Below are 25,099 nucleotides of genomic sequence, written 5' to 3' on the forward strand. Positions count from 1 at the left end.
GGGGGGGGGGGGGGGGGGGGCCCCCCCGGGGGGGGGGGGGGGGGGGGGGCGCGTTCTTCGCCGCGCGCGGGGGGGGGGGGGGGGCCGCGCCGGGGGGTGTCCGTCCTCGGAACGGCGCGATCGACTTGCGTGCCGACTCACTCCTCGTTGACGCGCCAACCGCTGCGGGCGGACACCCCCCGGCACGGCCCCTCGCGTGCGCCGGCGGGTGCGGGTGCGGGTGCGTTGCGCTTTCGCAGAAGGCGCGCGTCGCGGGCGCGGGAGGGCCTCTGCTCGGCAGTACGGGGGACCCGGTTTCCGCCGGGCTGTGTGCGCCCGGGCCCTCAGCGCCCGCATTCCACCAACCCCGCCGCCACCAACTCCGCGTTGGAACCGGCCCGTCGTCCGTCCGGCAGGAGCAGGACGTCCTCCAGTCCCACCCGTGTGGCCAGCCCCAGCCGGCCCGCCAGGCGCAGCACCGGCCACGCGCCCCCGTCCTCCCCGTGCAGCAGGACGGGTCGGCCGTGCGCGGATCCCAGCTCCGACAGCAGCCCCCGGGCCGAGGCCACCGCTGTGGACGGGTCCGTGTCCGTCACCTCGGCCAGGACCCGCAGCACCCGGGGGGCGAGCGGTGAGGACGCGAAGCGTCGTGCCCCGTCCGTGCCGGACCAGATGCCCGCCTCCACGCCCACCCCGAGGTCGAGCAGCGCGGCGGCGACCTCCTCCGCGCCCGGCTCGTGCCAGTTGACCGAGGCGTGGTCGGGCAGGACCGTCCAGCCGCGGATCCGGTCCAGCCGCGCGGCGGGATCCGGTTCGGCCCACGCGCCGGTGGTCACGCCCACCGGCACCGGCACGCGCGAGCGCATCAGGGTCAGCGTCTCCGCCAGCACCCGCGGCGACAGCGTGTCGCGCCCGCACGGCGTCTTGGGATGGACATGGACGTCGGTCGCCCCGGCCGCGACGGCGTCCGCGGCGGACGCGGCCATCGCCTCGGGCGTCAGCGGCACCGCCGCGGAGTCAGCGGCCGTCCGCGGGCCGTTCAGACACACCTGCACCATGCCGTCGATCGTGCCAGGTCCCACCGGCAGTGGGGGTGCGGCATCCCCGGCGCACCCCCCGCGCACCCGCATCCGTCAAGCCGACACCAGCAACCTCGCCCGCCGGGCGTCCGCCAGGGCCTCGGGCGTCAGCACGGGACGCGGCACCAGGATTCCGCAGTCCGTGCAGACCGGACCCGCCGAGGGTTCGTGATCCAGGTCGTACCTCCACGTGAGTCGGTCCCCGGCGCACACCGGGCAGTTCGCGCCCGGCTCGCGCTCCAGCGCGGCGATCAGCCGGCGCAGTACCTCGGCCAGCGGTTCACGGGGATGGACCGCCGGATCGTCGCACCACGCCACGCCGAAACCGCCCCAGGTCAGCCGGTGCCAGTCGTCCACGCTGCCCGGCCGGCGCAGCCCGTCGTGCTTCTCCTTCTTGCGGCGCTCGGCGAACTCGACCTCGTAGGCCAGCCAGACCGCCCGCGCCTCCTCCAGTTCGTCCAGTGCGGCCACGAGCCGCGCCGGATCGGGGGAGCGGTCCTCGGGACCGAACCCCGCCCGGGAGCACAAGTGGTCCCAGGTCGCCCTGTGCCCGTACGGCGCGAACCTCTCAAGGCACTTGCGCAGCGAATAACGCCGCAAGGCCAGATCGCACCGCGGATCGCGGACCTGTCTCGCCAGACTCCGGAAACCGGCCATCGTCCTGCACCTCCGTCACACCTGCACCTGTACATCCGGTCACTTCGGCGTCGTCGTACGGACGTCGCCGAATAGACGTATCGACAAGCGAATCGGCTCCATCCGATTTCAAATGCCCCCCATAAGCCGTCCGATGAGGCTCACTTGTCGACTGCCGTGATCCCTGTGCCTGTTGTGCTGACTTCCAAAAGTGACGCTTGTTCACCTTCAAAGGCGGGGATACCGGCGGTAACATCCCGCCCACCCCACGTCGGGAGGAGTCCCCATGCCACGGCGTCACCCACGCACCGTGCTCGACAGACTGAGAACTCCCCGCGGAATCCCCGGGTTCCTGAAGACCGCAACCGTATGCGCCCTGATCGCGGGTCTTTTGTCGCCTCTCGCCCCCGCGGCGGCCGCGGACACGGCGGATCCGCAGGCCGCGGCGGCCGCCAACGACCATTGTGGGAACCGGTGTTCGGACATCCTCCCGCCCGGTCAGAACGGCAACGCCACCCTGGCCCAGATCCTGCTCAACCAGGCCTTCGGCACCCAGCCCGAACACGCCGGGGACCAGCTCGGGCCCTACAACGACCTCGCCAAGGGCTATCCCGGCCTCACCAACGACAAGATCAACACCTTCTTCAACGACGCCTCCTTCGGCGTGCCGGCGGACCAGGTCGCCTCCACCGTCAAGCCCGCCGGGCGCGGTGACGTGACGATCGTCCGGGACAAGAAGACCGGCGTGCCGCACATCACCGGCACCACGCGCTACGGCACCGAGTTCGGCGCCGGCTGGGCGGCGGCCCAGGACAGGCTGTGGCTGATGGACGTCTTCCGGCACGTCGGGCGGGGACAGCTGACCTCCTTCGCGGGTGGCGCGCCCTCCAACCAGGGGCTGGAGCAGCAGTTCTGGCGGCACGCCCCGTACACCGAGGCGGATCTGCAGGCGCAGATCGACAACGCCGTGGCCACGAACGGCGAACGCGGCGCACAGGCCCTCGCCGACGCCGAGGCCTACCTCGACGGCATCAACGCCTACATCGACGCCTCCGACAGCGGCCGCTACTTCCCCGGTGAATACGTGCTCACCGGGCACAAGGACTCAATCACCAACGCCGGGAAGATAGAACACTTCAAGATCACCGACCTGGTGGCGCTCGCCTCGGTCATCGGCGCGCTGTTCGGCTCCGGCGGGGGCGGCGAGGTCAACAACGCGATCTCCCTGCTGGCCGCCCAGGAGAAGTACGGCGTCGCCGAGGGCACCAGGGTCTGGGAGTCCTTCCGGATGCGCAACGACCCGGAGGCCGTCCTCACCCAGCACACCGGCAGCTTCCCGTACGCGACCAAGCCCGACGACCCCCAGGGCGCCGCCCTGCCCGACGCCGGCTCGGTGCGCGCGGAGCCCCTGGTGTACGACCGCACCGGCAGCGCCACGACGTCCGCCGCCACCGGCGCGTCCGGCCAGGCGGCCAAGGCGGCCGTGTCGTCCGCGAAGCGCGGCATGTCCAACGCCCTCGTGGTCAGCGGCAAGCACACCGCGAGCGGCCGTCCCGTCGCCGTGTTCGGGCCCCAGACCGGCTACTTCGCCCCGCAGTTGCTGCTGCTCCAGGAGATCCAGGGCCCGGGCATCAGCGCCCGCGGCGCCTCCTTCGCCGGGCTGAGCTTCTACGTCGAGCTCGGCCGCGGCCAGGACTACGCGTGGAGCGCCACCACCTCGGGCCAGGACATCATCGACACCTACGCCGTCGAGCTGTGCCGGGACGACCACCACTACCTCTACCGCGGCACCTGCACGCCGATGGAGAAGGTCGAGCAGAAGAACGCCTGGAAGCCCACGGTCGCCGACGGCACCGCGGCCGGTTCCTACACGATGCGCGTGTGGCGCACGAAGTACGGGCCGGTGGAGTACCGCGCCACGGTCGGCGGCAAGAAGGTCGCCTACACCACCCTGCGCTCGTCGTTCCTGCACGAGGCCGACTCCATCATCGGCTTCCAGATGCTGAACGACCCCGGATACGTGAAGGGCCCGGAGGACTTCCAGAAGGCCGTGCAGCACATCAACTACACCTTCAACTGGTTCTACGCCGACTCCGAGCACACCGCCTACTACAACAGCGGCGACAACCCGGTCCGCGCGGCCGGTGTCGACGCCGAGTTCCCGGTGTGGGCACGGCCCGCGCACGAGTGGCGCGGCTGGGACCCGGCGACCAACACCGCCGACTACACCCCGCCCTCCGCGCACCCCCACTCCGTCGACCAGGACTACTACGTCTCCTGGAACAACAAGCAGGCCCGGGACTACACGACCGCGCCGTGGGGCAACGGCTCCGTGCACCGCGGCAACCTCCTGGAGGACCGGGTGAAGAAGCTGGTCCGGCAGGGCGGGGTGACCCGGGCCTCCCTGGTGCAGGCCATGGCCGACGCCGGGCTGGCCGACCTGCGTGCCGAAAACGTCCTGCCCGAGCTGCTGAAGGTCGTCACCTCCGCGCCGGTCACCGACCCCGCCGCGGCGGCCGCCGTGAGCAAGCTGCAGGCCTGGGCGGCCGCGGGAGGCAAGCGCACCGAGACCTCGGCCGGCTCCCGGAAGTACGCCGACGCCGACGCGATCCGCATCCTGGACGCCTGGTGGCCGCTGCTGGTCAGGGCCGAGTTCGAACCGGGCCTCGGCAGCGAGCTGTACCGGGCCATGACCGCCAACCTGCCCGTCGACGAGTCCCCGTCCGCCGCGCACGGGCCGACCGGCTCGCACGCCGGGAGTTCCTTCCAGTACGGCTGGTGGAGCTATGTCGACAAGGACGTCCGGGCCGTCCTCGGCGAACAGGTCGAGGGCCCGCTGGCCCGGACGTACTGCGGCGACGGCAGCCTCGGCGCGTGCCGCGACACCCTCGTGCGCACCCTGAAGGAGGCGGCCGGGAAGACCGCCGCCCAGGTCTACCCGGGCGACGACCTGTGCGCGGCGGGCGACCAGTGGTGTGCCGACTCCATCAACCACCGCACCCTCGGCGGCATCAAGCACGGCCCGGTCAGCTGGCAGAACCGGCCCACCTACCAGCAGGTCGTGGAGTTCACCTCGCACCGGTAGGCACCCGGGGCGACGCGCACTCCGGCGGCGGTCCGCGGACGCGACCCGCCGCCGGAACCGGGCCACAGGCAGGGGCCGGTGCGCCGGCTCAGCGGTAGAGGAGGTACTTCCTGCGGGTCCGGCGGAACGCCGCCAGCTCCTCCTGCCACCCGGCCACGACCTCGTCGGTGTCCGCGCCCGCGTCGATCATCGTGCGCACGCGCGTGCTGCCGGTGAGTCTGTCGATCCAGTGGTCCGGGCGCCAGGCGAAGCCGCTCCAGGCCCGCTTGGCGGTGACCAGCAGGCCGATCCCGGTGCGGACGGGGTCGAAGGCCACCCGGTCGTGCACATGGAGCTGCACCCCGCCGATGGTCTTCCCCTGGAACTTGGAGAAAGTGGGCGCGAAGTAGGCCTCCCGGAACCGGACCCCCGGCAGGGCGAGCTCGTTCGCCGCGGCCGCCCAGCTCCGGCCGATCCCCTCCGCGCCGAGCAGTTCGAACGGCCGGGTGGTGCCCCGCCCCTCCGACAGGTTGGTGCCCTCGAACAGACACGTCCCGGAGTACACCAGCGCCGTCTCAGGGGTGGGCATGTTGGGGCTCGGCGGCACCCAGGGCAGCCCGGAGGCGTCGTAGAAGTCCGAGCGCCGCCAGCCCGACATCGGCACGGTCTCCAGCGGCACGGGCTCGGTCAGGAACTCCCCGTTGAACAGCCGCGCCAGCTCCGCGACGGTCATGCCGTGCGCCTGGGAGATCGGCTGCCGTCCGACGAACGTCGCGAACTCCCGGTGCAGGACGGGCCCGAGGGCCGCCCGGCCGGTCACCGGGTTGGGCCGGTCCAGCACCACGAACCGCTTCCCCGCGAGCTGCGCCGCCTCCATGCAGTCGTACAGGGTCCAGATGTAGGTGTAGAAGCGCGCGCCGACGTCCTGGATGTCGAAGACGACCGTGTCGACGCCGGACGCGGTGAAGACGTCCGCGAGCGGGCGGCCGCTCTTGAGGTACGTGTCGTAGACGGGCAGTCCGGTCGCCGGGTCGTCGTACCGGCCCTCGGAGCCGCCGGCCTGGGCGGTGCCGCGGAAGCCGTGCTCCGGGCCGAAGACGGCGGTGAGTTCGACGCGGTCGTCCGCGTGCATGACGTCGACGATGTGCCGGGCCTCGCGGGTGATGCCGGTGGGGTTGGTGACGACGCCGGTCTTCTGGCCCGCCAGCAGGGCGTAGCCGTCCCGGGCGAGTCGTTCGAAGCCGGTGCTCAGCCGGTGGTGGGGCGGGGCCGCTGCGGCGGCGGTGGGCGCTGTCGCGACGGCGGCCGAGGCGGCTGCCGTGAGGACGGCTCGTCTGGAAGGGCGCATGAAGTGGCCTCCGTGATCCGTTTTCTGCCGGTTCGTCGTGCCTGGTCGCGCGGTTCCTCGCGCCCGTAGGGTGCTGCGCCGCCCCCTTCCTTCAAACATACCGACCGGTTAGTCTGGGCCTGTTGCTGAGCCGCGTCATAAGGAGACCGATGGTGGGAGCCTTCCAGGGGTCCGGGGTCGTTGTCACGGGGGCCGGGGGCGGGATCGGAGCCGCGCTCGCCCGGCGGTTCGCCGCCGAGGGAGCCCGGGTCGTCGTCAACGACCTGGACGCCGAGCGGGCCAAGCGCGTCGCGGAGGAGATCGGCGGGACGGCCGTGGCCGGCGACGCCTCGGCGATCGTCGACGCCGCCCGGGACGCGCTCGACGGAACCGTCGACGTCTACTGCGCCAACGCCGGAGTCGCTTTCGGGGGCGGCGACGCGGACGGGCCGCTGGACGAGACGGGCTGGGCCGCTTCCTGGGACGTGAACGTGATGGCGCACGTCCGGGCCGCCCACGCCCTGCTGCCCCACTGGCTGGAGCGCGGCAGCGGACGGTTCGTCTCCACCGTCTCCGCCGCCGGGCTGCTCACCATGATCGGCGCCGCCCCCTACGCCGTCACCAAGCACGGCGCCCTCGCCTTCGCCGAGTGGCTGTCGCTGACCTACCGCCACCGGGGCGTCAAGGTGCACGCGATCTGCCCGCAGGGCGTGCGCACCGACATGCTGGCCGCGACCGGCAGCGCGGGCGACCTGGTGCTCCAGCCGACCGCGATCGAGCCGGAGGAGGTGGCGGACGCCCTGTTCCAGGGCATCGAGGAGGACCGCTTCCTGATCCTGCCGCACCCCGAGGTCGCCGGGTACTACCAGGCCCGGGCCGGTGACCCCGACCGGTGGCTGTCCGGCATGAACCGCATCCAGCAGCAGTGGGAGGCCACCCGGTGACCGCCTCCCGTTACGCGGCCAAACCCTGGCTCGCCCTGCTCAGCGACGCCCAGAAGGCCGCGATCGACCCCGCGGACTCCCTGGTGCACGCCCTGCGCCGGGTCGTGGCCGAGACGCCGGACGCCGACTTCCTGGCCTACTTCGACGGCCGGCTGACCTACCGGGAGGTCGACGCGCTCAGCGACTCCGTCGCCGGGCACCTCGCCGCACGCGGGCTGGAGCGCGGCGACCGGGTCGCGGTGCTGCTGCAGAACTCCCCGCACTTCGTGCTCGCCGTGCTCGGCGCCTGGAAGGCGGGCGCGGTCGTCGTGCCGGTCAACCCGATGTACAAGTCGGGCGAGGTGGCCCACGTCCTGCGCGACGGCGAGGTGGCCGCGCTGATCTGCTCGGACCGGGCCTGGGCGTCGTACCTGCGCGAGACGGCGGCCGGCTCGCCGGTGCGGATCGTGCTCACCGGGTGCGAGCTGGACCTCCAGACGCGGGGCGACGCGCGCGTGCTGACCTTCGAGCGGCTGCCGCAGGCGCCCGACGCGGACGACCTGGTGGCCGTGGCACGGGCCGGGCACCGGGCCCCCGAGGGCCGTGACCCCGACCCCGCCGCCGTCGCCCTGATCAGCTACACCTCGGGCACCAGCGGCACCCCCAAGGGCGCCACCAACACGCACCGCAACATCATGTACAACGCCGAGCGGCAGCGGACCGGCCTCGGCCTGCCCGAGCGGCCCGTGTACTTCGCGCTGGCACCGCTGTTCCACATCACCGGCATGGTCTGCCAGTTCGGCGCCTGCCTGAACAGCGGGGGCACGCTCGTGCTGGCCTACCGCTTCGAGGCGGGCGTCGTCCTCGACGCGTTCGCCGAGCACCGGCCGCACTACACGGTCGGCCCGTCCACGGCCTTCATGGCCCTGGCCGCGCACCCCGGCGTCACCCGGGACCACTTCTCCTCCTTCCGGGTGATCTCCTCCGGCGGTGCCCCGCTGCCCCCGGCGCTGGTGGAGAAGTTCCGCGCGGGCTTCGGCCCGTACATCCGCAACGGCTACGGACTGACCGAGTGCACGGCCCCCTGCGCCTCGGTGCCGCCCGGCCTGGAGGCGCCCGTCGACCCGGTCTCCGGCACCCTCGCCGTGGGCCTGCCCGGCCCCGACACGATCGTGCGGATCGTCGACGACCACGGCGACGAGGTGCCCTTCGGCGAGCACGGCGAGATCGTCGTCGGCGGGCCCCAGGTCGTGCCCGGCTACTGGCGCCGCCCCGACGCCACCGCCGAGACCTTCCCCGGCGGCGAGCTGCGCACCGGCGACATCGGCTTCATGGACGAGCAGGGCTGGCTGTACGTCGTCGACCGCAAGAAGGACATGATCAACGCGTCCGGTTTCAAGGTCTGGCCGCGCGAGGTCGAGGACGTCCTCTACACGCACCCTGCGGTGCGGGAGGCCGCCGTGGTGGGCGTGCCCGACGGGTACCGCGGGGAGACCGTCAAGGCGTACATCAGCCTGCGCCCGGGCGCCGAGACGGACCCGGATGCGCTGGCCGCCCACTGCAAGGAGAGACTGGCCGCCTACAAGTACCCGCGCCAGGTGGAGATCCTGCCGGACTTGCCGAAGACGGCCAGTGGGAAGATCCTCCGTCGGGAACTGCGTTCCCGCACACAAGGCAACTGACAGCAGTACGGAAAGGCAGGTGGCGGCAGTGCCCAGGACCACGGACCCGGACGGCACTCCCGTCCCTCAGCGGCTCCTGGCCGCCGCCACCCGGCTCTTCGCCGAGCAGGGCTACGACCGCACCTCGGTGCAGGAGATCGTCGAGGCGGCCGGTGTCACCAAAGGGGCGCTGTACCACTACTTCGGCTCGAAGGACGACCTGCTGCACGAGGTGTACGCGCGCGTGCTGCGCATCCAGCAGGAGCGGCTGGACGCGGTGGCGGGCGCGGACGAGCCGGTGGAGAAGCGGCTGCGGGCCGCGGCGGCGGACGTCGTCGTGACGACGATCGACAACCTCGACGACGCGTCGATCTTCTGGCGGTCGATGCACCATCTGAGCCCCGAGAAGAACAAGCAGGTGCGGGCGGAGCGGCGGCGCTACCACGAGCGCTTCCGCGCGCTGGTCGAGGAGGGCCAGGAGGCGGGCGTCTTCTCCCGGGCGACCCCGGCCGACCTGGTCGTGGACTATCACTTCGGCTCGGTCCACCACCTGTCGACCTGGTACCGCCCGGACGGCCCGCTCAGCCCCCAGGAGGTCGCCGACCACCTGGCCGACCTGCTGCTGCGCGCCCTGCGCCCGTGACACGCCGACCGGGGTTCAGGGGCCCGGCCCCTGAACCCCCCGGCCTCACACGTACCGCTTCAGCTCCCGCCGGGCCAGCGACCGCTGGTGCACCTCGTCCGGCCCGTCCGCGATCATCAGCGTCCGCGCCCCCGCGTACAGCTCCGCCAGCGGGAAGTCCTGGCTGACCCCGCCCGCGCCGTGCAGCTGGATCGCCTTGTCGAGGATCTCCACCACCGCACGCGGCGTCGCGATCTTGATGGCCTGGATCTCGGTGTGCGCCCCGCGGTTGCCCACCGTGTCCATCAGCCACGCCGTCTTCAGCACCAGCAGGCGCAGCTGCTCCACCGTCACGCGCGCGTCGGCGATCCAGTTGTGCACCACGCCCTGCTGCGCCAGCGTCTTGCCGAAGGCGTTGCGGGACACCGCCCGCCGGCACATCAGCTCGATCGCCCGCTCGGCCATGCCGATCAGCCGCATGCAGTGGTGGATGCGCCCGGGCCCCAGCCGCGCCTGCGCGATGGCGAAGCCGCCGCCCTCCTCGCCGACCAGGTTCGACACCGGCACGCGCGCGTGATCGAAGACGATCTCCGCGTGACCGCCGTGGTAGTGGTCCTCGTACCCGAACACCTGCATCGCGCGCTTGATCGTGACGCCCGGGGTGTCGCGCGGCACCAGCACCATGGACTGCTGGCGCCGGATGTCCTCCCCGCCCGGGTCGGTCTTGCCCATCACGATGAAGATCTTGCAGTCGGGGTGCATCGCCCCGGAGATGTACCACTTGCGGCCGGTGATGACGTACTCGTCGCCGTCCCGCTCGATGTGGGTGGTGATGTTCGTGGCGTCGGAGGAGGCCACGTCCGGCTCGGTCATCGCGAACGCCGAGCGGATCTCACCGGCCAGCAGCGGCTCCAGCCACTGCTTGCGCTGCTGCTCGTCGCCGAACTGGGTGAGCACCTCCATGTTGCCGGTGTCGGGCGCCGCGCAGTTCGTCACCGTCGGGGCCAGCTGCGGCGAGCGGCCCATGATCTCGGCGAGGGGCGCGTACTGCAGGTTGGTGAGCCCCGCGCCGTACTCGGAGTCCGGAAGGAACAGGTTCCACAGGCCCTGCCTGCGGGCCTCGGCCTTCAGCTCCTCCACCACGGGCGGGTTCTCCCACGGGGACGCGAGCCGCTCGCGCTGCTCGTGCGCGATGGCCTCGGCCGGGTGGACGTGCTCGTCCATGAAGGCGAGGAGCCTGGCGCGCAGCTCCTCGGTGCGCGCGTCGAAAGCGAAGTCCATGTGGATCAGCCCTCCTGGAGGCCTTCGTGGAGCGTGGTCAGTCCGTGCCGGACGAAGACGGGCACGAGGTCGCCGATGCGGTCGAAGCCGCGCCCGACCGTCTGGCCGAGCGTGTAGCGGTAGTGGATGCCCTCCAGGATCACGGCGAGCTTGAACCAGGCGAAGGCCGTGTACCAGGAGACCGCGGAGACGTCGCGCCCCGAGCGCGCGGCGTACCGCTCGATGAGTTCGGACGGTGCCGGATGCCCGGGCGCCTCGGCGGTGGTGGAGACGGGGGACTCGGGCATGCCGAGCGGCATGCTGTACATGACCAGCAGGCCGAGGTCGGTGAGCGGGTCGCCCAGCGTCGACATCTCCCAGTCGAGGATCGCCCGGATCGAGTCGTCCTCGCCGATCAGCACGTTGTCGAGCCGGTAGTCGCCGTGCACCACGGCCGGGGCGGGGGAGGCGGGCAGCTCGCGCCCGAGCGCGGCGTGCAGCTCGTCGATGCCGTCCAGGTCGCGGTTGCGGGAGGCGTCGAGCTGCTTGCCCCAGCGGCGCAGCTGCCGGTCCAGGAAGCCCTCGGGCCGGCCGAAGCCGGCCAGACCCACCTCGGCCGGGTCCACCGCGTGCAGCTCCACCAGCGTGTCGACCAGGTTCAGCACCGCGCCCCGGGTGCGCTCCGCCCCGAGCGGGAGGAGCTGGTCGGCGGTGCGGTAGGGCGTGCCCTCGACGAACTCCATGACGTAGAAGGGCGCCCCGAGCACCTCCTCGTCCTCGCACAGCAGCACCGGGCGCGGCACCGGCACCGCGGTCGGGTGCAGCGCGCTGATCACCCGGTGCTCGCGCTTCATGTCGTGCGCGGTGGCCAGGACGTGGCCCAGCGGCGGTCGCCGTACGACCCAGCGCTCGGTGCCGTCGGAGACCGCGTAGGTGAGGTTCGACCGTCCGCCCTCGATCAGCCGGCCGGACAGCGGTCCGCCGACCAGTCCGGGCCGCTCCCGGTCGAGCAGGCCGCGCAGCCGGTCGAGATCGAGTCCGGGCGGGTGGTCGGGGCTCATGCGTCGCTCCTACGGGCAGGTGAACAGTTCCCGACTCATGATGCCGACCGGTCGGTATGTCGTCCAGAGCGGGGCCGAAACGTGATCGGAGCCACGATAGGCCGCCGCCCCCGGCCCGCGGCACCCGCCGGCTGGTTCGTTCAGGCCGTCCGGCTTGCGCGCCGCCCCCCGAGCCGTGAGGGTCGGACCCATGAAGGCGATCAGCTACTCCCGGTACGGCGGGCCCGAGGTGCTGGCGTTCGGGGAGGTGCGCGACCCCGTGGTCGGCCCGGACGCGGTGCTGGTGAAGGTACGGGCGGCGGCCGTGAACCCCGTCGACTGGAAGGCCCGCGAGGGCCATCTGGCCGGCATCCTCGCCCCCGTCTTCCCGGTGGTGCCCGGCTGGGACCTCGCGGGCGTCGTCGTCCGGCCCGGCGTGGCCGTCTCGGAGTTCGGCGCCGGGGACGAGGTCATCGGCTACGTGCGGGAGGACTTCCTCTCCCGCGGCACCTTCGCCGAGTACGTGGCCGCCCCGCTGCGCACCCTCGCCCGCAAGCCGCGCAACCTCACCTGGGAGGAGGCGGCCGGGCTGCCCCTGGTGGGGCTCACGGCGTACCAGGTGCTGCGCAAGGTGCTGGAGGTCAAGCGCGGCGAGACCGTCCTGGTGCACGCGGCGGCCGGCGGCGTGGGCTCGATCGCCGTGCAGCTCGGCATCCACCTCGGGGCGCGCGTGATCGGTACCGCGAGCCAGGCGAACCACGACTTCGTACGGGGCCTGGGCGGGGAGCCGGTGACGTACGGGGAGGGCCTGGGGGAGCGGGTGCGGGGGCTGGCGCCCGAGGGCGTGGACGCGGTCTTCGACACGGTCGGCGGGGACGCGCTGAAGGTCTCCGCGAACCTGCTCGCCCCCGAGGGCCGGCTGGTGTCCGTCGCCGACACCGAGGTGGTGAACTACGGCGGCCGCTACTACTTCGTCCGCCCCGACGCCGAGGACCTGCGCCGGCTGTCCGAACTGGCCGAGCAGGGTGTGCTGGGCGTGCACGTCGACGAGACGTTCCCGCTGGAGCGGGCGGCGGACGCGCACCGCCGGAACCAGGAGGGCCGCACCCGGGGCAAGATCGTCGTCACGGTGGACCGGGGCGGCGACGGCACGTGAGCGTGGTGCGGCCTGCGGGGCGGCCCTACAGGACGAGGGCCGCCCCGCACACCGCCATCGCGACCGTGCACAGCACCGCCGCCGCCGCGTGCCGGGGTGCGAGCGCCGCGGGACGCGGCCCCGCCGCGAGCGCGCGGATCCGGCGGTGGGCGACGCCGAGGACCCCCAGCCAGAGCGCACAGCACAGCGCGCACGCCAGGATCCCGGCCGCCGACGCCCCGCCGTGCAGCGTGGTCTTCACGGCGAGCACGGCGACGACCGTGCCCGACAGCGTCGTACGCCGCCAGGCGAGCCGGGTCCGTTCCGGCTGCAGTCCGGGATCGCGGCCGGGAGCCCGCCGGAGAGCCGCCGGGCTCATCCCTCCCACCCGACGAGCACGACGACGACCATCGCGACGGCCACGACCGACACGACGAGGCTCAGCAGCGCGGGGAACCGGGACACCGGCAGGTCCTCGCCCCGGCGCATGGCCCGCTCGCAGCGCACCCAGTGGTCGACCGCCCGCAGCGAGCAGAGCACGCCCGCGGCCAGCAGGGCGAGCGCCAGCCCGACCCGCCAGCCCCAGCGCAGGTCCGGCAGGAACTGGTCCACGGCGAAGCCGCCGCCGATCAGCGCGAGCGCGGTGCGCAGCCAGGCGAGGAAGGTGCGTTCGTTCGCCAGCGAGAACCGGTAGTCGGGCGTCTCGCCCTCCCGCCGCACCTCGGCGGGCGCGAACCACAACCGGACGTTCCGTACGAACTCGATCACGTGCGCGACCCTACCCGGGGCGGGACCGCCCGCCGCGTCAGCCCGCCCGCCCGCCGCGTCAGCCCGCCCGCCCGCCGCCTCAGCCCGTCGCCCGGAACGCCCTGAGCCGTTCGTACGCCGCGAGCCCGTCCGGCACCCACTCCCAGTCGGCCAGGCGCCGCTCCACCTCGTCCTCGGGCAGGAAGGCGTGCCAGGCGACCTCCTCGGCCTGCGGCCGTACGGGCAGCTCGCAGCGCACCTCGTACACCGCCGACCACCAGCTGCGCCCGGCGCCGTCGTCGTAGAGGAACTTGAAGAGGAAGCGCGGGCTGGGCAGGCCGGTGACGCCGAGTTCCTCCTCGGCCTCGCGCAGGGCGGCCGTGTCGTAGGCCTCGCCCGCGCCGACGACTCCGCCGACGAACATGTCGTACAGGGAGGGGAAGACCAGTTTGGCCGCGGTCCGCCGGTGCACGAAGATCCGGTCCTCGGCGTCCCGGGCCAGGACGAAGACGCAGCGGTGCCGCAGTCCCCGGGCGTAGGCCTCGCCGCGGGCGGACCGCCCGACGACCCGGTCGTGCTCGTCGACGATGTCGAGGATCTCGTCAGCGCTCATGCCCTCATCCAAGCAGGGGTCCGGCGCAGCGGCGGGGCGGGTCCCGTCAGGGGGAGGCCGGGCTCACGGCGGGCGCGGCGGCCCGCGCGCGCTGTGCCGCGCCCGTCGGCATGGCCGGGTGCAGCCCGAGCAGCACGATGCCCACGACGACGGCCGCGAGACCGCCCGCCTCCCAGGTCAGCGCCACCGCGTCGGTGCGCAGCCGGTCGCCGAGGAATCCGACGCCGCAGACGATCCCGGCCAGCGGCTGGGCCGCGGTCAGCGCGGGCAGCGACGTGCGCAGGGACGCCGTCTCGAAGGCGCTCTGCACGAGGACCAGCCCGGTCACGCCGAGCGCCAGGACCGCGTAGGGCTGCCAGCCGGTGAGCAGCTCGGCCAGGCCGCCCTCGGCGGCCTTCTGCCCGCTCACCCGGGTCAGCGCGTCCTGCACCCCGTACAGCAGCCCGGCGGCCAGCGCGAGCAGCACCGGGCCGGAGCCCAGCCGGGAGCGCCGGCCGCGGGCCGTCAGCAGCAGCGCGAGCCCGATCATCACGCCGATGATCAGCCACTGCCGCGCCGGATCGGCCGTGGCCGTGCCGCCTTCGGGCTGCCCGGCGACGATGAACGCCGTGACGCCGCCCGCGAGCAGCAGCAGACCCGCCCAGCCCTGGCGGCCCAGCGGCTGCCGGGACTGCTTGCGGGAGAGCGCGAGCGCGAAGAGCAGGTTCGTGGCCAGCAGCGGCTCCACCAGCGACAGCTCGCCCTGCCCGAGCGCGGCGGCGCCCAGCGCCATGCCGGCCACCATCAGCCCGGTGCCGCCGAGCCAGCGGGGCACCTTGACCAGGTCGAGCAGGAGCCGGAAGGAGAGGAAGTCGCTCAGCGGGGCCCGCTGGGCCGCGTTCTGCTGCAGGACGAAGCCGAAGCCGAGACAGCAGGCGGCACTGAGGGCGAGGGCCAGGACAAGAACCGACACGCGGTGTACCTCGATGATCAGGTCGGGTCAGGTTGCGCAAGGGACCGACTGTACCGGCCGGCTCCGTCGGGCGCGCCCGCACGTCCTGCCATCGTGGGGGCCGCCGCCCGTCCGCGCTATGACGCACGCCACAACGGGCGAAAGGGGCATTTTCCCCGCGTGTCACTTGCCGCACAGGGGTCTCCCGCATCACAAATGCCTCACGCATGACGGCACTTGACGCGTGTAACGCGACGGCGGGCCTTGACGGCAACCGTTGGCGGGGGGTTGGCTGTCTGTGATCGGTTCATGGCGGTGCGCACACCCGCGCACCGGTGACCACCGTGAGCCGCACCACCAGAAGAGCGCGTGAGGAAGTCCCGCGGTGTCCCCACCCCCGCCTCCCCTCGGCCGCGGCCGCAAACGCGCGGCGCAGGCCTTCGACGAGGCCCTCGACGACGCCGACCTCGTGACCGCCCGCGCCGCACTGGGGCAGGGCCGCTGGCAGACCGCCCGTTCCCTGCTGGTCCACACCGGGGACGACTGGGACCGCCGCGGCCACCGCGTGGCCGTCCTGGCCCGCGAGTCCTACACGGCCGCCTGGGCCCGCGAGTGGCTGCTCGCCGAGCCCGAGTCCGCCGACGCCTGCGTCCTGCTCGCCGTGGCCGAGGTCCGGCGCGTCCTGCACGGCAAGGGCGGACCGGCCCGTGCCCGCGAGGCCTGCCGGGAAGCGGCCGGCCGCCACCCCGCCGACCCCACCCCCTGGCTCGGGCTGCTCATGCTGGAGTGCGCGGTCGGCGGCGACCAGGACGTCATCCGGACCTTCGAGCAGGTCCGCGCCCGGTACGCCGACCACCACCACGCCCACCACCTGGTGGTCGCCCACCTGGCCGGCCGGCGCACCGAGGCCGGCCCCGATCCCCTGCACGAGGTCTACGACTTCGCCAACTGGGCCGCCGAACAGGCACCCGCCGACTCCCCGCTCGCGATCCTGCCGGTCATCGCCCACGCCGAGCGCTACCGCGCGCTGGCCGCCGCCGGGCACGAGTCCGCCGACCCGGCCGCCTCCGGCCACTGGACCGGCCGCCGCGCCCGGCAGGTGATGAAGGCCGCCTTCGACTGGTGGCTGGAGTGGGAACTGGAGGGCCATCCGCGGCGGCTGATCGACCTGAACTTCCTCGCCCACGCCAAGTTCTGCGAGGGGCGGGGCGCCGAGGCCGCCGCCCTGTTCCACCGCATCGGCCGCCACGCCACCCCGGCGCCCTGGTCGTACCCGGACCGCGACCCGCACACCGCCTTCGCCGCCGCCCGCGCCGGAGCGCTCGGCACGGCCTGACCCCCCGTACCCCACCAGTGAGGACGCCCTCCCGATGACCACGGACAGTTCGCGCACGGACACCTCCGCCCCCGGCGGCGGCATCGCCACGTTCAAGGGGCAGGAGCGCGCCCTGCGCGCCGACCGGCTCGGCACCGGCGGCCTGCTGCTCTCCGTGCTCGCCGCGACCGCCCCCCTCATGGTGGTCGCGGGTGTCATGCCCACCACATTCGCGGTGATGGGCATCGTGGGCCAGCCGCTGCTCTTCGTCGTGCTGGGCGTCGTCCTGATCCTGTTCGGCATCGGCTACGCCGAGATGAGCCGCCACGTCCACAACGCCGGGGCCTTCTACGCCTACATCTCCCGCGGCCTCGGCGGCACCGCCGGAGCGGGCGCCGCCCTGGTCGCCCTGGTCGCCTACAACACGCTCCAGATCGGCATCTACGGCATCCTCGGCTTCGAGGTCTCCGGGCTGTTCGCCACCTACGCTCAGATCGAGGTCGCCTGGTGGATACCGGCCCTGGTGGCCGCGCTCGCCGTCGGACTGCTGGGCTGGCTGAAGATCGACGTCAACGCCCGTGTGCTCGGCGTCCTGCTGGTCATCGAGGTGCTCCTGGTGGTGATCTTCGATATCGCGGCCCTCGCCGACCCCGGCAAGGAGGGCCTGTCGCTGCACGCCTTCAACCCCGACACCCTCACCGGCGCGGGCGTCGGCACCGCGCTGTGCTTCTGCATCGCCGCGTTCCTCGGCTTCGAGCAGGCCCCCGTCTACGCCGAGGAGACCAGCCGCCCGCACGTGCTGGTGCCGCGCGTGATGTTCCTGGCCGTCGGCGGGGTCGCCGTCTTCTTCGCGGTGAGCAGCTGGGCCCTCACCGTCGCCACCGGCCCCGCCGCGATCGTCGGCACGGCGCGGGAGCAGAGCGCCGGACTGCTGTTCTTCCTCACCGAGTCCCGTCTCGGCGGCACCTTCACGGACGTGCTGCACGTCCTGTTCGTCACCGGCATGTTCGCGGCCCTGCTCAGCTTCCACAACGTCGTCGCCCGGTACGCCTTCGCCATGGGCCGCGAGGGCCTGCTGCCCGCCGCCTTCGGCCGCACCAGCGGCGGCAGCGGCGCCCCCGGGACCGGTTCGCTGCTGCAGACCGTGGTGGCCGTGGTCGTCGTGGCCGCCTTCGCGATCAGCGACGACAAGCCGGCCGGCGACCCCACCGCCCCCGTCCTGCGCCTGTTCACCTGGCTCGGCAACGTCGGCGCCCTCGGCGTGATCGTGCTGATGGCGGCGGCCTCCCTGTCCGTCGTCGTCTTCTTCGTCCGCCGCGGCGCCGCCGCCGCGCAGGCCTGGCGGCTGGTTACCTCCGCGCTGGCCGGGATCGCCCTGCTCGTCATCGCCGGCTACACGGTCAGGGACTTCGACGTCCTGGTCGGCGCCGGCCCCGGCTCCGCACTGAGCTGGGTGCTGCCCGGCATCATCGGCCTCGCCCTCGTCGCCGGCCTGGTCCTCGGCCTGGTCCTGCGCGCCCGCGCCCCCGAGAAGCACGCCCGGATCGGACTCGGCAACGAGGCCTTCCAGCTGGACAAGGCGGCGTCGTCCTGACCCCGCGCGCACGACAGTGGTGACGGAAGCCTGACGGTCACCCGCGATCCCTGTCCCGCGGGGGCCGCGGGTGGTCGAATGAGGGCGTGAATCCCGACGTACATCAGGGCGCGGACCCGGACCACCCCGAGGAGCGGGGCACCCCGGTCGGCCGCCGCGTCTTCCTCGGCACCCTCGCCCTGGGCGCCCTCGGCGTGGTCGCCGCACCCCCGCTGCAACGCGGCCTGGAGGGCTTCCTCGGCAGCGCCGCCGACCAGGACCCCACCGGCCTGACCGGGCTGCTCCCCAACGGCGGCGGCTTCCGCTACTACTCGGTCGCCTCCTCCGTCCCGCGCCGGAACGACGGCACCTACCGCCTCAGGGTCGACGGCCTGGTCGACCACCCCACGACCTACACGCTCGCCGGCCTCAGGGCCCTCCCGCAGACCCGCATGGTCCGCGACGTGCAGTGCGTCACCGGCTGGCGCGTCCCGGACACCCCCTTCGAGGGCGTCCGCCTGTCCCGCCTGCTGGACGCCGCCGGAGTCCGCCCCACGGCCAGGGCGGTCCGCTTCACCTGCTTCGACGGCACGTACACCGAGAGCCTCACCCTCGACCAGGCCCGCCGCGCCGACGTCCTGGTCGCCCTGCGCATGCGGGACGAGGACCTCGGCCACTCCCACGGCGGCCCGGTCCGCCTCTACGTGGCGCCCATGTACTTCTACAAGTCCGCCAAGTGGCTCTCCGGCATCACCGTCACCGACGAGGTCCGCCCGGGCTACTGGGAGGAGCGCGGCTACGACGTCGACGCCTGGGTGGGCCGTTCGAACGGACGGGACGATGAGCCCACGAGCTGACCCGCGCCCGGCGGCGGCGGCCGAGGTGCACCGCTTCACCCCGGCCCAGCGCTGGATCCACCGCACCACGGCCGCCCTGACGGGCGTCTGCGTGGCGACGGCGGCCTGCCTCTACGTCCCGCAGCTCGCCGAACTCGTCGGCCGCCGCGCCCTCGTCGTCACGCTGCACGTGTGGTGCGGACTCGCCCTGCCCGTCCCGGCGCTGGCGGGGCTGGCCTCCCGCGCCTTCCGGGCCGACCTGGGCCGCCTCAACCGCTTCGGTCCGCACGACCGCACCTGGCTGCGGGCCGTCCTGCGCCGCGACGCCCGGCACGGCTCCCGCCCCGCGGGCAAGTTCAACGCCGGCCAGAAGATCTACGCGGCCTGGACCGCCGGGGCGAGCGTGGTCATGCTCGCCACGGGCCTGATGATGTGGCTCACCCACCTCACCCCCCTCCTGTGGCGCACCAGCGCGACCTTCGTCCACGACTGGCTGGCCCTCACCCTCGGCATCGTCCTGGCGGGCCACATCGGCATGGCCCTGGCGGACCCGGAGGCGAGGCGCGGCATGCGCACGGGCAGGGTGAGCCGGGAGTGGGCGGACAGGGAGCACCCCCTGTGGCGGGAGCAGCTCCCCACCGGTCACGCCCCTAGATCACCAGGGACAGCAGCAGGACCAGCCCGCCGGCGACCACCGAGATGATCGTCTCCATCACGGACCAGGTCTTGATGTTCTGCCCGACGCTCAGCCCGAAGTACTCCTTCACCATCCAGAACCCGGCGTCGTTGACATGGCTGAAGAACAGCGAGCCGGCGCCGATGGCCAGGACGAGGAGGGCGGCGTGCGTGGTGGACATGTCCGCCGCGAGCGGGGCGACCAGACCGGCCGCCGAGACCGTGGCCACCGTCGCCGAACCGGTCGCGAGCCGGATCACCACGGCGATCAGCCAGGCCAGCAGCAGCGCCGGGATGGCCCAGTCCTCGGAGATGTCGAGGACCATCTGCCCCACGCCCGTGTCGATGAGCGTCTGCTTGAACCCGCCGCCCGCGCCGACGATCAGCAGGATGCCCGCGATCGGCATGAGGCTCTTCTCGACCAGCGGCGAGATCCGCTCCTTGGAGAACCCGGCGGGCCGCAGCAGCGTGAAGATGCCCACCAGCACCGAGGCGAGCAGGGCGATCATCGGGGCGCCGATGACGTCGAAGACGCGCTGCACGGGGTTGCCGGGGTCGTCCACGACGATGTCGACCAGCGCCTTGGCGAGCATGAGGATCACCGGGAGCAGCACGGTGAAGAGCGTGGCGCCGAAGCCGGGACGCTTCTCCAGCTCCTCGGAGGCGCGCTGCGGGATCATCTTCTCGGGGGCCGGGACGTCGACCCAGCGGGCCGCGTACCTGGAGAACACGGGACCGGCGATGATCACCGTCGGGACGGCGACGAGGACACCGAGCGCCAGCGTGACGCCGAGGTCGGCCCCGACGGCGTCGATCGCGACCAGCGGCCCGGGGTGCGGCGGCACCAGGCCGTGCATCACGGACAGGCCCGCGAGCGCCGGGATGCCGATGCGCATCAGCGAGTAGTTGCCGCGCTTGGCCACCATCAGCACCACCGGGATCAGCAGCACGATGCCGACCTCGAAGAACAGCGGCAGCCCGATCACCGAGGCGATCAGCACCATCGCCCACGGCATCGACCGCCCGCCCGCCTTGGCCAGGATCGTGTCGACGATCTGGTCGGCACCGCCGGAGTCGGCGAGCATCTTGCCGAGGACGGCGCCGAGGGCGATCAGCACACCGACCCCGGCGACCGTGGAGCCGAGGCCGGCGCTGAAGCTGGTGAGGACCTTGTCCAGCGGCGCCCCGGCGATCGCGCCGAGCGCCAGCGACCCGATGGTCAGCGCCAGGAAGGCGTGCAGCTTGAACTTGGTGATGAGCAGGACGATGACGGCGATGCCCGCCAGGACGGCGATGCCCAGCTGAGCGTGGCCGGCCGAGGTGATCGGCTCGGGTGCGTCCGCTGCCAGCATCTCGACGCTGAGTCTGGTCACGGGGTGTGTCCCTTGCGTTGGGGAGTCGGGGAGAAGAGGGGAGGGGGACCGGTGCGGGGCTAGTCGATCGGACCGGGGAGCGAGCCGAGGGCGTCCGCGGCCCGCTCGGTGATCTCCACCGGGCTGCCCGCGACGTCCACGGCGACCCCCGCCTCGTCCGCCTGGAGCGGCTGGAGCGTGGCGAACTGGGAGTCGAGCAGTGCGGTGGGCATGAAGTGCCCCTGCCGGTGCGACATCCGGTCCTCGATCAGCGCGCGGTCACCCGTGAGGTGCACGAAGACCACACCGGGCGCGGCGGCCCGCAGCCGGTCGCGGTACGACCGCTTCAGCGCCGAGCAGCTGATCACCCCGCCGAGCCCGGCCCGCCCCTGCGCCCAGTCGCCGATGGCGTCAAGCCAGGGCCTGCGGTCCTCGTCCGTCAGCGGCGTGCCGGCCGACATCTTGGCGATGTTGGCCGGCGGGTGGAAGTCGTCGCCCTCGGCGTACGGAACGCCGAGCCGGGCGGCGAGCAGGGGACCGATGGTGGTCTTGCCGGTGCCCGCGACGCCCATGACCACGACGACCTGGGGGGTGTTCATCGCTGCCTCACTGTCTGCTGTCCTCGTCGACACGTGATGTCGACGCAACTGAAACCCATTAGGTACGACGAATTCAAGACCCCGTGACCAATAAGTCTGACTTTTTGTCTCCGTGATCTACCCCGTACGCTGAGTGCATGAGCACACCGGGCCGGGGGCTGCACGGCCACGTTCTGGACACCCTCGGCCCCGAGATCACCGCGGGGGAGTACCCGCCGGGCAGCGTCCTGCGCACGGACGAGCTCGCCCAGCGCTTCGACGTGTCACGCTCCGTGATGCGCGAGGCGGTCCGCGTCCTGGAGTCCATGCACCTGGTCGAGTCCCGCCGCCGCGTCGGCGTCACGGTCCGCCCCGAGTCCGAGTGGAACGTCTACGACCCGCAGGTCATCCGCTGGCGGCTGGCCGGCGCCGACCGGGCCCGGCAACTGCGCTCCCTGACCGTGCTGCGCTCGGCGATCGAACCGGTCGCGGCCGGTCTGGCCGCCCGGCACGCCACGTCCGAGCAGTGCGCCCGGCTCACCGAGTGCGCCCTCGGCATGGTCGCCCACTCCCGCGGTCACAAGCTGGAGGGGTACCTCGTCCACGACATCGCCTTCCACCGGGTCATCCTGGCCGCCTCGGGCAACGAGATGTTCGCCCGCCTGGGCGACGTCGTCGCCGAGGTCCTGACCGGCCGCACCCAGCACGACGTGATGTTCGAGGACCCGGACCCGGCCGCCGTCACGCTGCACGTCCGGGTCGCCGAGGCGGTCCGCGCGGGCGACGCGGCCCGCGCCGAGGAACTGACCCGCGAGATCACGGTCGGCGCCCTCCAGGAACTCGACATCCTGGCCCCGTAGCGAAGGCGGCGGCCAGGGGCCGCGGCTAAGGCCCGCGGCTAGGGCAGGAACTCCCCGTCGACGTACACCCACGCCCCGTCGACCCGCGCGAACCGGCTCCGCTCGTGCAGCGATCCGCCCCGGTACGACGCCCGGAACTCCACGGTCCCGGCGGAATGGAACGCCGATCCGTCGGTCGTGCCCAGGATCTCCAGCCCGGTCCACCGCGTCCCCGAGTCCGGCTCCAGCGTCCCGGGCCGCGTGCGCGGGTGCCAGGTCCGCAGCAGATAGCCGGCGTCGCCCTTGACGAAGGCGCAGTACCGCGACCGCATCAGCGCCTCGGCGGTCGACGCGGCGGCGGAGCCGGAGTGGTAACGGCCACAGCAGGCCTCGTAGGGCCCGGGAAGCCCGCACGGACAGGAACGCCTGGTCATGGTCACCTCTTCGCGGAAACGACCGAGGGCCGCGACCTCGCGGTCGCGGCCCTCAGCCTCAGGTGTCCGAGGGGGGACTTGAACCCCCACGCCCGATAAAGGGCACTAGCACCTCAAGCTAGCGCGTCTGCCATTCCGCCACCCGGACAAGGTGTCTGTCGCGTGGGTTCTCCCCGCGGCGACGACGTAAACATTACCAGGCTTTCCAGGGTGACCGATCACCCCCCGTCGCCGCCCCCGGCCGGGCGTGAACGACGTGTGACGAGCCGGGAGGGCTCTTGGGGAGCGGGCCGGACAGAGGGAGGATGAAGGGGACCCACCAGCAGTGACACCGGGAGGAAGCACGTGAGCGAGACGGACACGGCCAGGAGCGTCACCGGCGAGGACGAGGTCGTGGACCTCTGCCGCGAGCTGATCCAGATCGACACCAGCAACTACGGCGACCACTCGGGACCGGGCGAGCGCAAGGCGGCCGAGTACGTCGCCGAGAAGCTCGCCGAGGTCGGACTCGAACCGCGGATCTTCGAATCCCACCCGGGCCGCGCCTCCACGGTCGCCCGCATCGAGGGCGAGGACCCCTCCCGGCCCGCGCTCCTCATCCACGGCCACACCGACGTCGTTCCGGCCAACGCCGACGACTGGACCCACCACCCCTTCTCCGGCGAGGTCGCCGACGGCTGCGTCTGGGGCCGCGGGGCGGTCGACATGAAGGACATGGACGCCATGACGCTGGCGGTCGTGCGCGACCGGCTGCGCAGCGGGCGCAAGCCCCCGCGCGACATCGTCCTCGCGTTCCTCGCGGACGAGGAGGCAGGCGGCACCTACGGGGCGCGCTACCTCGTCGACCACCACCGCGACCTCTTCGAGGGCGTCACCGAGGCGATCAGCGAGGTGGGCGGCTTCTCGTTCACGGTGAGCGAGGAGCGGCGGCTGTACCTGATCCAGACGGCCGAGAAGGGCATGCACTGGATGAAGCTCACCGTGGCCGGCACGGCGGGCCACGGGTCGATGATCCACCGGGACAACGCGATCACCGAGCTGTCGGAGGCCGTCGCCCGGCTGGGCCGGCACAAGTTCCCGGTGCGCGTGACCAAGACCACCCGCGCCTTCCTCGACGAGCTGGGAGACGCCCTCGGCACCGAGCTCGACCCGGAGGACATGGAGTCGACCCTCGCGAAGCTCGGCGGCATCGCCAAGCTCATCGGCGCGACTCTGAGCAACACGGCCAACCCCACGCAGCTCGGCGCCGGCTACAAGGTCAACGTCATCCCCGGCGAGGCCACCGCCCACGTCGACGGCCGCTTCCTGCCCGGGTACGAGGACGAGTTCCTCGCCGACCTCGACCGCATCCTCGGTCCGAAGGTGCGGCGTGAGGACGTGCACGCCGACAAGGCCGTCGAGACCACCTTCGACGGGGCGCTCGTGGAGGCCATGCAGTCCTCGCTGCTCGCCGAGGACCCGACCGCCAAGGCGATCCCCTACATGCTGTCCGGCGGGACGGACGCCAAGTCCTTCGACGACCTGGGCATCCGGGGCTTCGGCTTCGCGCCGCTGAAGCTGCCGCCCGAGCTGGACTTCGCCGGCATGTTCCACGGCGTGGACGAGCGGGTGCCGGTCGACGGCCTGAAGTTCGGGGTGCGGGTGCTCGACCGGTTCATCGACGCGTCCTGAAAAAGCGCCGCCCGCGGGCAGGTATTCGGGCACGCGTGCGAGATCGACTGGGAAGAGTGAATGCACTCATAAGCTCGTAGCCTCATTACTCCAGCCTCGTTACAGGTAATGCGATCGCACGATGGGTCGCTTTGCCAACTAGGAGGAATAATGATCAAGAAGGTCGTCGCTGCTGCGGCTGCCACCGGTGGGCTGGTTCTCGCGGGCGCGGGCCTCGCCGTCGCCGACTCCGGTGCCCAGGGTGCCGCGGTGCACTCCCCGGGTGTCGTGTCCGGCAACGTCATCCAGGTGCCCGTTCACGTCCCGGTGAACGTCTGCGGCAACACGGTCTCCGTGATCGGGCTGCTGAACCCCGCCTTCGGCAACACCTGCATCAACAAGTGATGCTTCCCCCTCTCTGAGGGGAGTTCAAAGCCACCGGTCCCGGAGCGCGAGCCATGCGCTCCGGGACCGAACGCTTCTTCACGGGAATTCGAGAAGAATTCGATAAAGGGTCGAAGGCAGGTATTCAGCAATGCGACAGGCTACCCGCAAGGGTCTGATGACCGTGGCGGCCGCGACCGGCGTGATCGCCGCCGCGGGCGGCTCCGCTCACGCCGCCTCGGGTGCGCAGGGTTCCACGTCGGGCTCGCCCGGCGTGCTGTCCGGGAACACGGTGCAGGCGCCCGTGCACGCGCCGGTGAACGTCTGCGGCAACACGGTCAACGTCGTCGGCGTGCTCAACCCGTCGGTCGGCAACGGGTGCGGGAACCAGGGCGGTGGATCGTCGTCGGGGGGATACGGCGATCACGGTGACCAGGGCGGTCATG

General features: G+C 72.6%; 25 protein-coding genes and 1 tRNA gene. 13 read left to right on the forward strand and 13 right to left on the reverse strand.

Annotation, left to right across the window (positions count from 1 at the left end):
• Positions 1-323 precede the first annotated feature (323 nt).
• Together ACIGAN_RS18610 and ACIGAN_RS18615 are read right to left on the reverse strand one after the other, a co-directional pair.
• Positions 324-1,037, reverse strand: coding sequence for a 3-keto-5-aminohexanoate cleavage protein (locus ACIGAN_RS18610; protein ID WP_399858764.1), 714 nt, complete (start codon positions 1,035-1,037; stop codon positions 324-326).
• A gap of 75 nt (positions 1,038-1,112) precedes the next feature.
• On the reverse strand, positions 1,113-1,715 hold the full coding sequence (locus ACIGAN_RS18615; protein ID WP_365089560.1) for a hypothetical protein: 603 nt from the start codon (positions 1,713-1,715) through the stop codon (positions 1,113-1,115).
• 265 nt (positions 1,716-1,980) lie between these two features.
• Here ACIGAN_RS18615 and ACIGAN_RS18620 point away from each other — a divergent pair, with 265 nt between their 5' ends.
• The gene (locus ACIGAN_RS18620; protein ID WP_399858767.1) at positions 1,981-4,779 is read left to right on the forward strand and encodes a penicillin acylase family protein; all 2,799 of its coding nucleotides are present in this window, start codon (positions 1,981-1,983) and stop codon (positions 4,777-4,779) included.
• Positions 4,780-4,867: 88 nt separating this feature from the next.
• On the opposite strand, the gene ACIGAN_RS18625 is transcribed toward ACIGAN_RS18620, so the two are convergent.
• Positions 4,868-6,106, reverse strand: coding sequence for an exo-beta-N-acetylmuramidase NamZ family protein (locus tag ACIGAN_RS18625; protein ID WP_399858770.1), 1,239 nt, complete (start codon positions 6,104-6,106; stop codon positions 4,868-4,870).
• 149 nt (positions 6,107-6,255) lie between these two features.
• Here ACIGAN_RS18625 and ACIGAN_RS18630 point away from each other — a divergent pair, with 149 nt between their 5' ends.
• The 3 genes from ACIGAN_RS18630 to ACIGAN_RS18640 are packed head-to-tail and all read left to right on the forward strand — an operon-like array spanning position 6,256 to position 9,312.
• Complete coding sequence (locus tag ACIGAN_RS18630; RefSeq protein ID WP_399858772.1) at positions 6,256-7,029, forward strand: SDR family oxidoreductase; 774 nt, start codon at positions 6,256-6,258, stop codon at positions 7,027-7,029.
• Complete coding sequence (locus ACIGAN_RS18635) at positions 7,026-8,690, forward strand: class I adenylate-forming enzyme family protein (protein ID WP_399858774.1); 1,665 nt, start codon at positions 7,026-7,028, stop codon at positions 8,688-8,690. Before ACIGAN_RS18630 ends, ACIGAN_RS18635 begins: the two co-directional genes overlap by 4 nt.
• A 28-nt stretch (positions 8,691-8,718) precedes the next feature.
• The gene (locus tag ACIGAN_RS18640; protein WP_309096412.1) at positions 8,719-9,312 is read left to right on the forward strand and encodes a TetR/AcrR family transcriptional regulator; all 594 of its coding nucleotides are present in this window, start codon (positions 8,719-8,721) and stop codon (positions 9,310-9,312) included.
• Between the two features lie 45 nt (positions 9,313-9,357).
• Here ACIGAN_RS18640 and ACIGAN_RS18645 read toward each other — a convergent pair whose 3' ends face one another.
• Both ACIGAN_RS18645 and ACIGAN_RS18650 read right to left on the reverse strand, forming a co-directional pair.
• A complete protein-coding gene (locus tag ACIGAN_RS18645) occupies positions 9,358-10,572 on the reverse strand; it encodes an acyl-CoA dehydrogenase family protein (protein ID WP_399858776.1) in 1,215 nt (404 codons plus the stop codon).
• A 5-nt stretch (positions 10,573-10,577) separates the two neighbouring features.
• Positions 10,578-11,612 (reverse strand): phosphotransferase family protein, encoded by a 1,035-nt coding sequence (locus ACIGAN_RS18650; RefSeq protein ID WP_365737104.1) that lies wholly within the window; start codon positions 11,610-11,612, stop codon positions 10,578-10,580.
• A gap of 190 nt (positions 11,613-11,802) precedes the next feature.
• On the opposite strand from ACIGAN_RS18650, the gene ACIGAN_RS18655 reads away from it, so the two are divergent.
• A complete protein-coding gene (locus ACIGAN_RS18655) occupies positions 11,803-12,747 on the forward strand; it encodes an NADP-dependent oxidoreductase (RefSeq protein ID WP_399858779.1) in 945 nt (314 codons plus the stop codon).
• Between the two features lie 25 nt (positions 12,748-12,772).
• On the opposite strand, the gene ACIGAN_RS18660 is transcribed toward ACIGAN_RS18655, so the two are convergent.
• The 4 genes from ACIGAN_RS18660 to ACIGAN_RS18675 all read right to left on the reverse strand — a co-directional run bounded on the left by ACIGAN_RS18660 (position 12,773) and on the right by ACIGAN_RS18675 (position 15,038).
• Entirely contained in the window at positions 12,773-13,105 is a 333-nt protein-coding gene (locus tag ACIGAN_RS18660; RefSeq protein ID WP_399858782.1) for a DUF202 domain-containing protein, read from the reverse strand.
• Positions 13,102-13,494, reverse strand: coding sequence for a YidH family protein (locus ACIGAN_RS18665; protein ID WP_365089543.1), 393 nt, complete (start codon positions 13,492-13,494; stop codon positions 13,102-13,104). Before ACIGAN_RS18665 ends, ACIGAN_RS18660 begins: the two co-directional genes overlap by 4 nt.
• A 79-nt stretch (positions 13,495-13,573) precedes the next feature.
• Complete coding sequence (locus ACIGAN_RS18670) at positions 13,574-14,086, reverse strand: NUDIX hydrolase (protein WP_399858784.1); 513 nt, start codon at positions 14,084-14,086, stop codon at positions 13,574-13,576.
• Positions 14,087-14,132: 46 nt separating this feature from the next.
• Positions 14,133-15,038 carry a DMT family transporter gene (locus tag ACIGAN_RS18675; RefSeq protein ID WP_399858787.1) on the reverse strand — a complete coding sequence of 302 codons (906 nt, stop codon included), beginning with the start codon at positions 15,036-15,038 and terminating at the stop codon, positions 14,133-14,135.
• Positions 15,039-15,402: 364 nt separating this feature from the next.
• On the opposite strand from ACIGAN_RS18675, the gene ACIGAN_RS18680 reads away from it, so the two are divergent.
• The 4 genes from ACIGAN_RS18680 (at position 15,403) to ACIGAN_RS18695 (ending at position 19,444) form a co-directional block, all read left to right on the forward strand.
• Complete coding sequence (locus ACIGAN_RS18680; RefSeq protein WP_399858789.1) at positions 15,403-16,353, forward strand: hypothetical protein; 951 nt, start codon at positions 15,403-15,405, stop codon at positions 16,351-16,353.
• Between the two features lie 34 nt (positions 16,354-16,387).
• Positions 16,388-17,926 (forward strand): APC family permease, encoded by a 1,539-nt coding sequence (locus tag ACIGAN_RS18685; RefSeq protein ID WP_399858792.1) that lies wholly within the window; start codon positions 16,388-16,390, stop codon positions 17,924-17,926.
• A gap of 86 nt (positions 17,927-18,012) precedes the next feature.
• Positions 18,013-18,762: a molybdopterin-dependent oxidoreductase gene (locus ACIGAN_RS18690; protein ID WP_399858795.1), complete on the forward strand. Its 750-nt coding sequence runs from the start codon at positions 18,013-18,015 to the stop codon at positions 18,760-18,762.
• Positions 18,746-19,444 (forward strand): cytochrome b/b6 domain-containing protein, encoded by a 699-nt coding sequence (locus ACIGAN_RS18695; RefSeq protein WP_399858798.1) that lies wholly within the window; start codon positions 18,746-18,748, stop codon positions 19,442-19,444. Before ACIGAN_RS18690 ends, ACIGAN_RS18695 begins: the two co-directional genes overlap by 17 nt.
• Here the strand turns inward: ACIGAN_RS18695 and ACIGAN_RS18700 are convergent.
• Entirely contained in the window at positions 19,392-20,789 is a 1,398-nt protein-coding gene (locus tag ACIGAN_RS18700; protein ID WP_399858800.1) for a GntT/GntP/DsdX family permease, read from the reverse strand. The genes ACIGAN_RS18695 and ACIGAN_RS18700 overlap by 53 nt on opposite strands.
• Before the next feature lie 59 nt (positions 20,790-20,848).
• Positions 20,849-21,367: a gluconokinase gene (locus ACIGAN_RS18705; RefSeq protein WP_399858803.1), complete on the reverse strand. Its 519-nt coding sequence runs from the start codon at positions 21,365-21,367 to the stop codon at positions 20,849-20,851.
• A gap of 137 nt (positions 21,368-21,504) precedes the next feature.
• On the opposite strand from ACIGAN_RS18705, the gene ACIGAN_RS18710 reads away from it, so the two are divergent.
• Complete coding sequence (locus tag ACIGAN_RS18710) at positions 21,505-22,206, forward strand: FadR/GntR family transcriptional regulator (protein ID WP_399858805.1); 702 nt, start codon at positions 21,505-21,507, stop codon at positions 22,204-22,206.
• A 38-nt stretch (positions 22,207-22,244) separates the two neighbouring features.
• Here the strand turns inward: ACIGAN_RS18710 and ACIGAN_RS18715 are convergent, their stop codons facing one another.
• The gene (locus ACIGAN_RS18715) at positions 22,245-22,619 is read right to left on the reverse strand and encodes a YchJ family protein (protein WP_399858808.1); all 375 of its coding nucleotides are present in this window, start codon (positions 22,617-22,619) and stop codon (positions 22,245-22,247) included.
• A 63-nt stretch (positions 22,620-22,682) separates the two neighbouring features.
• A tRNA-Leu gene (locus ACIGAN_RS18720) sits at positions 22,683-22,767 on the reverse strand.
• A gap of 197 nt (positions 22,768-22,964) precedes the next feature.
• On the opposite strand from ACIGAN_RS18720, the gene ACIGAN_RS18725 reads away from it, so the two are divergent.
• From ACIGAN_RS18725 to ACIGAN_RS18735, 3 genes are all read left to right on the forward strand, one after another.
• Entirely contained in the window at positions 22,965-24,290 is a 1,326-nt protein-coding gene (locus tag ACIGAN_RS18725; protein ID WP_365737079.1) for a M20/M25/M40 family metallo-hydrolase, read from the forward strand.
• A 150-nt stretch (positions 24,291-24,440) separates the two neighbouring features.
• A complete protein-coding gene (gene chpH / locus ACIGAN_RS18730) occupies positions 24,441-24,674 on the forward strand; it encodes a chaplin ChpH (RefSeq protein WP_010988036.1) in 234 nt (77 codons plus the stop codon).
• A gap of 130 nt (positions 24,675-24,804) precedes the next feature.
• The coding region (locus ACIGAN_RS18735; RefSeq protein ID WP_399858811.1) for a chaplin at positions 24,805-25,099 on the forward strand (295 nt) is incomplete at its 3' end.

This window comes from Streptomyces sp. NPDC085931 (genome assembly GCF_044540565.1).
Lineage (GTDB): Bacteria > Actinomycetota > Actinomycetes > Streptomycetales > Streptomycetaceae > Streptomyces.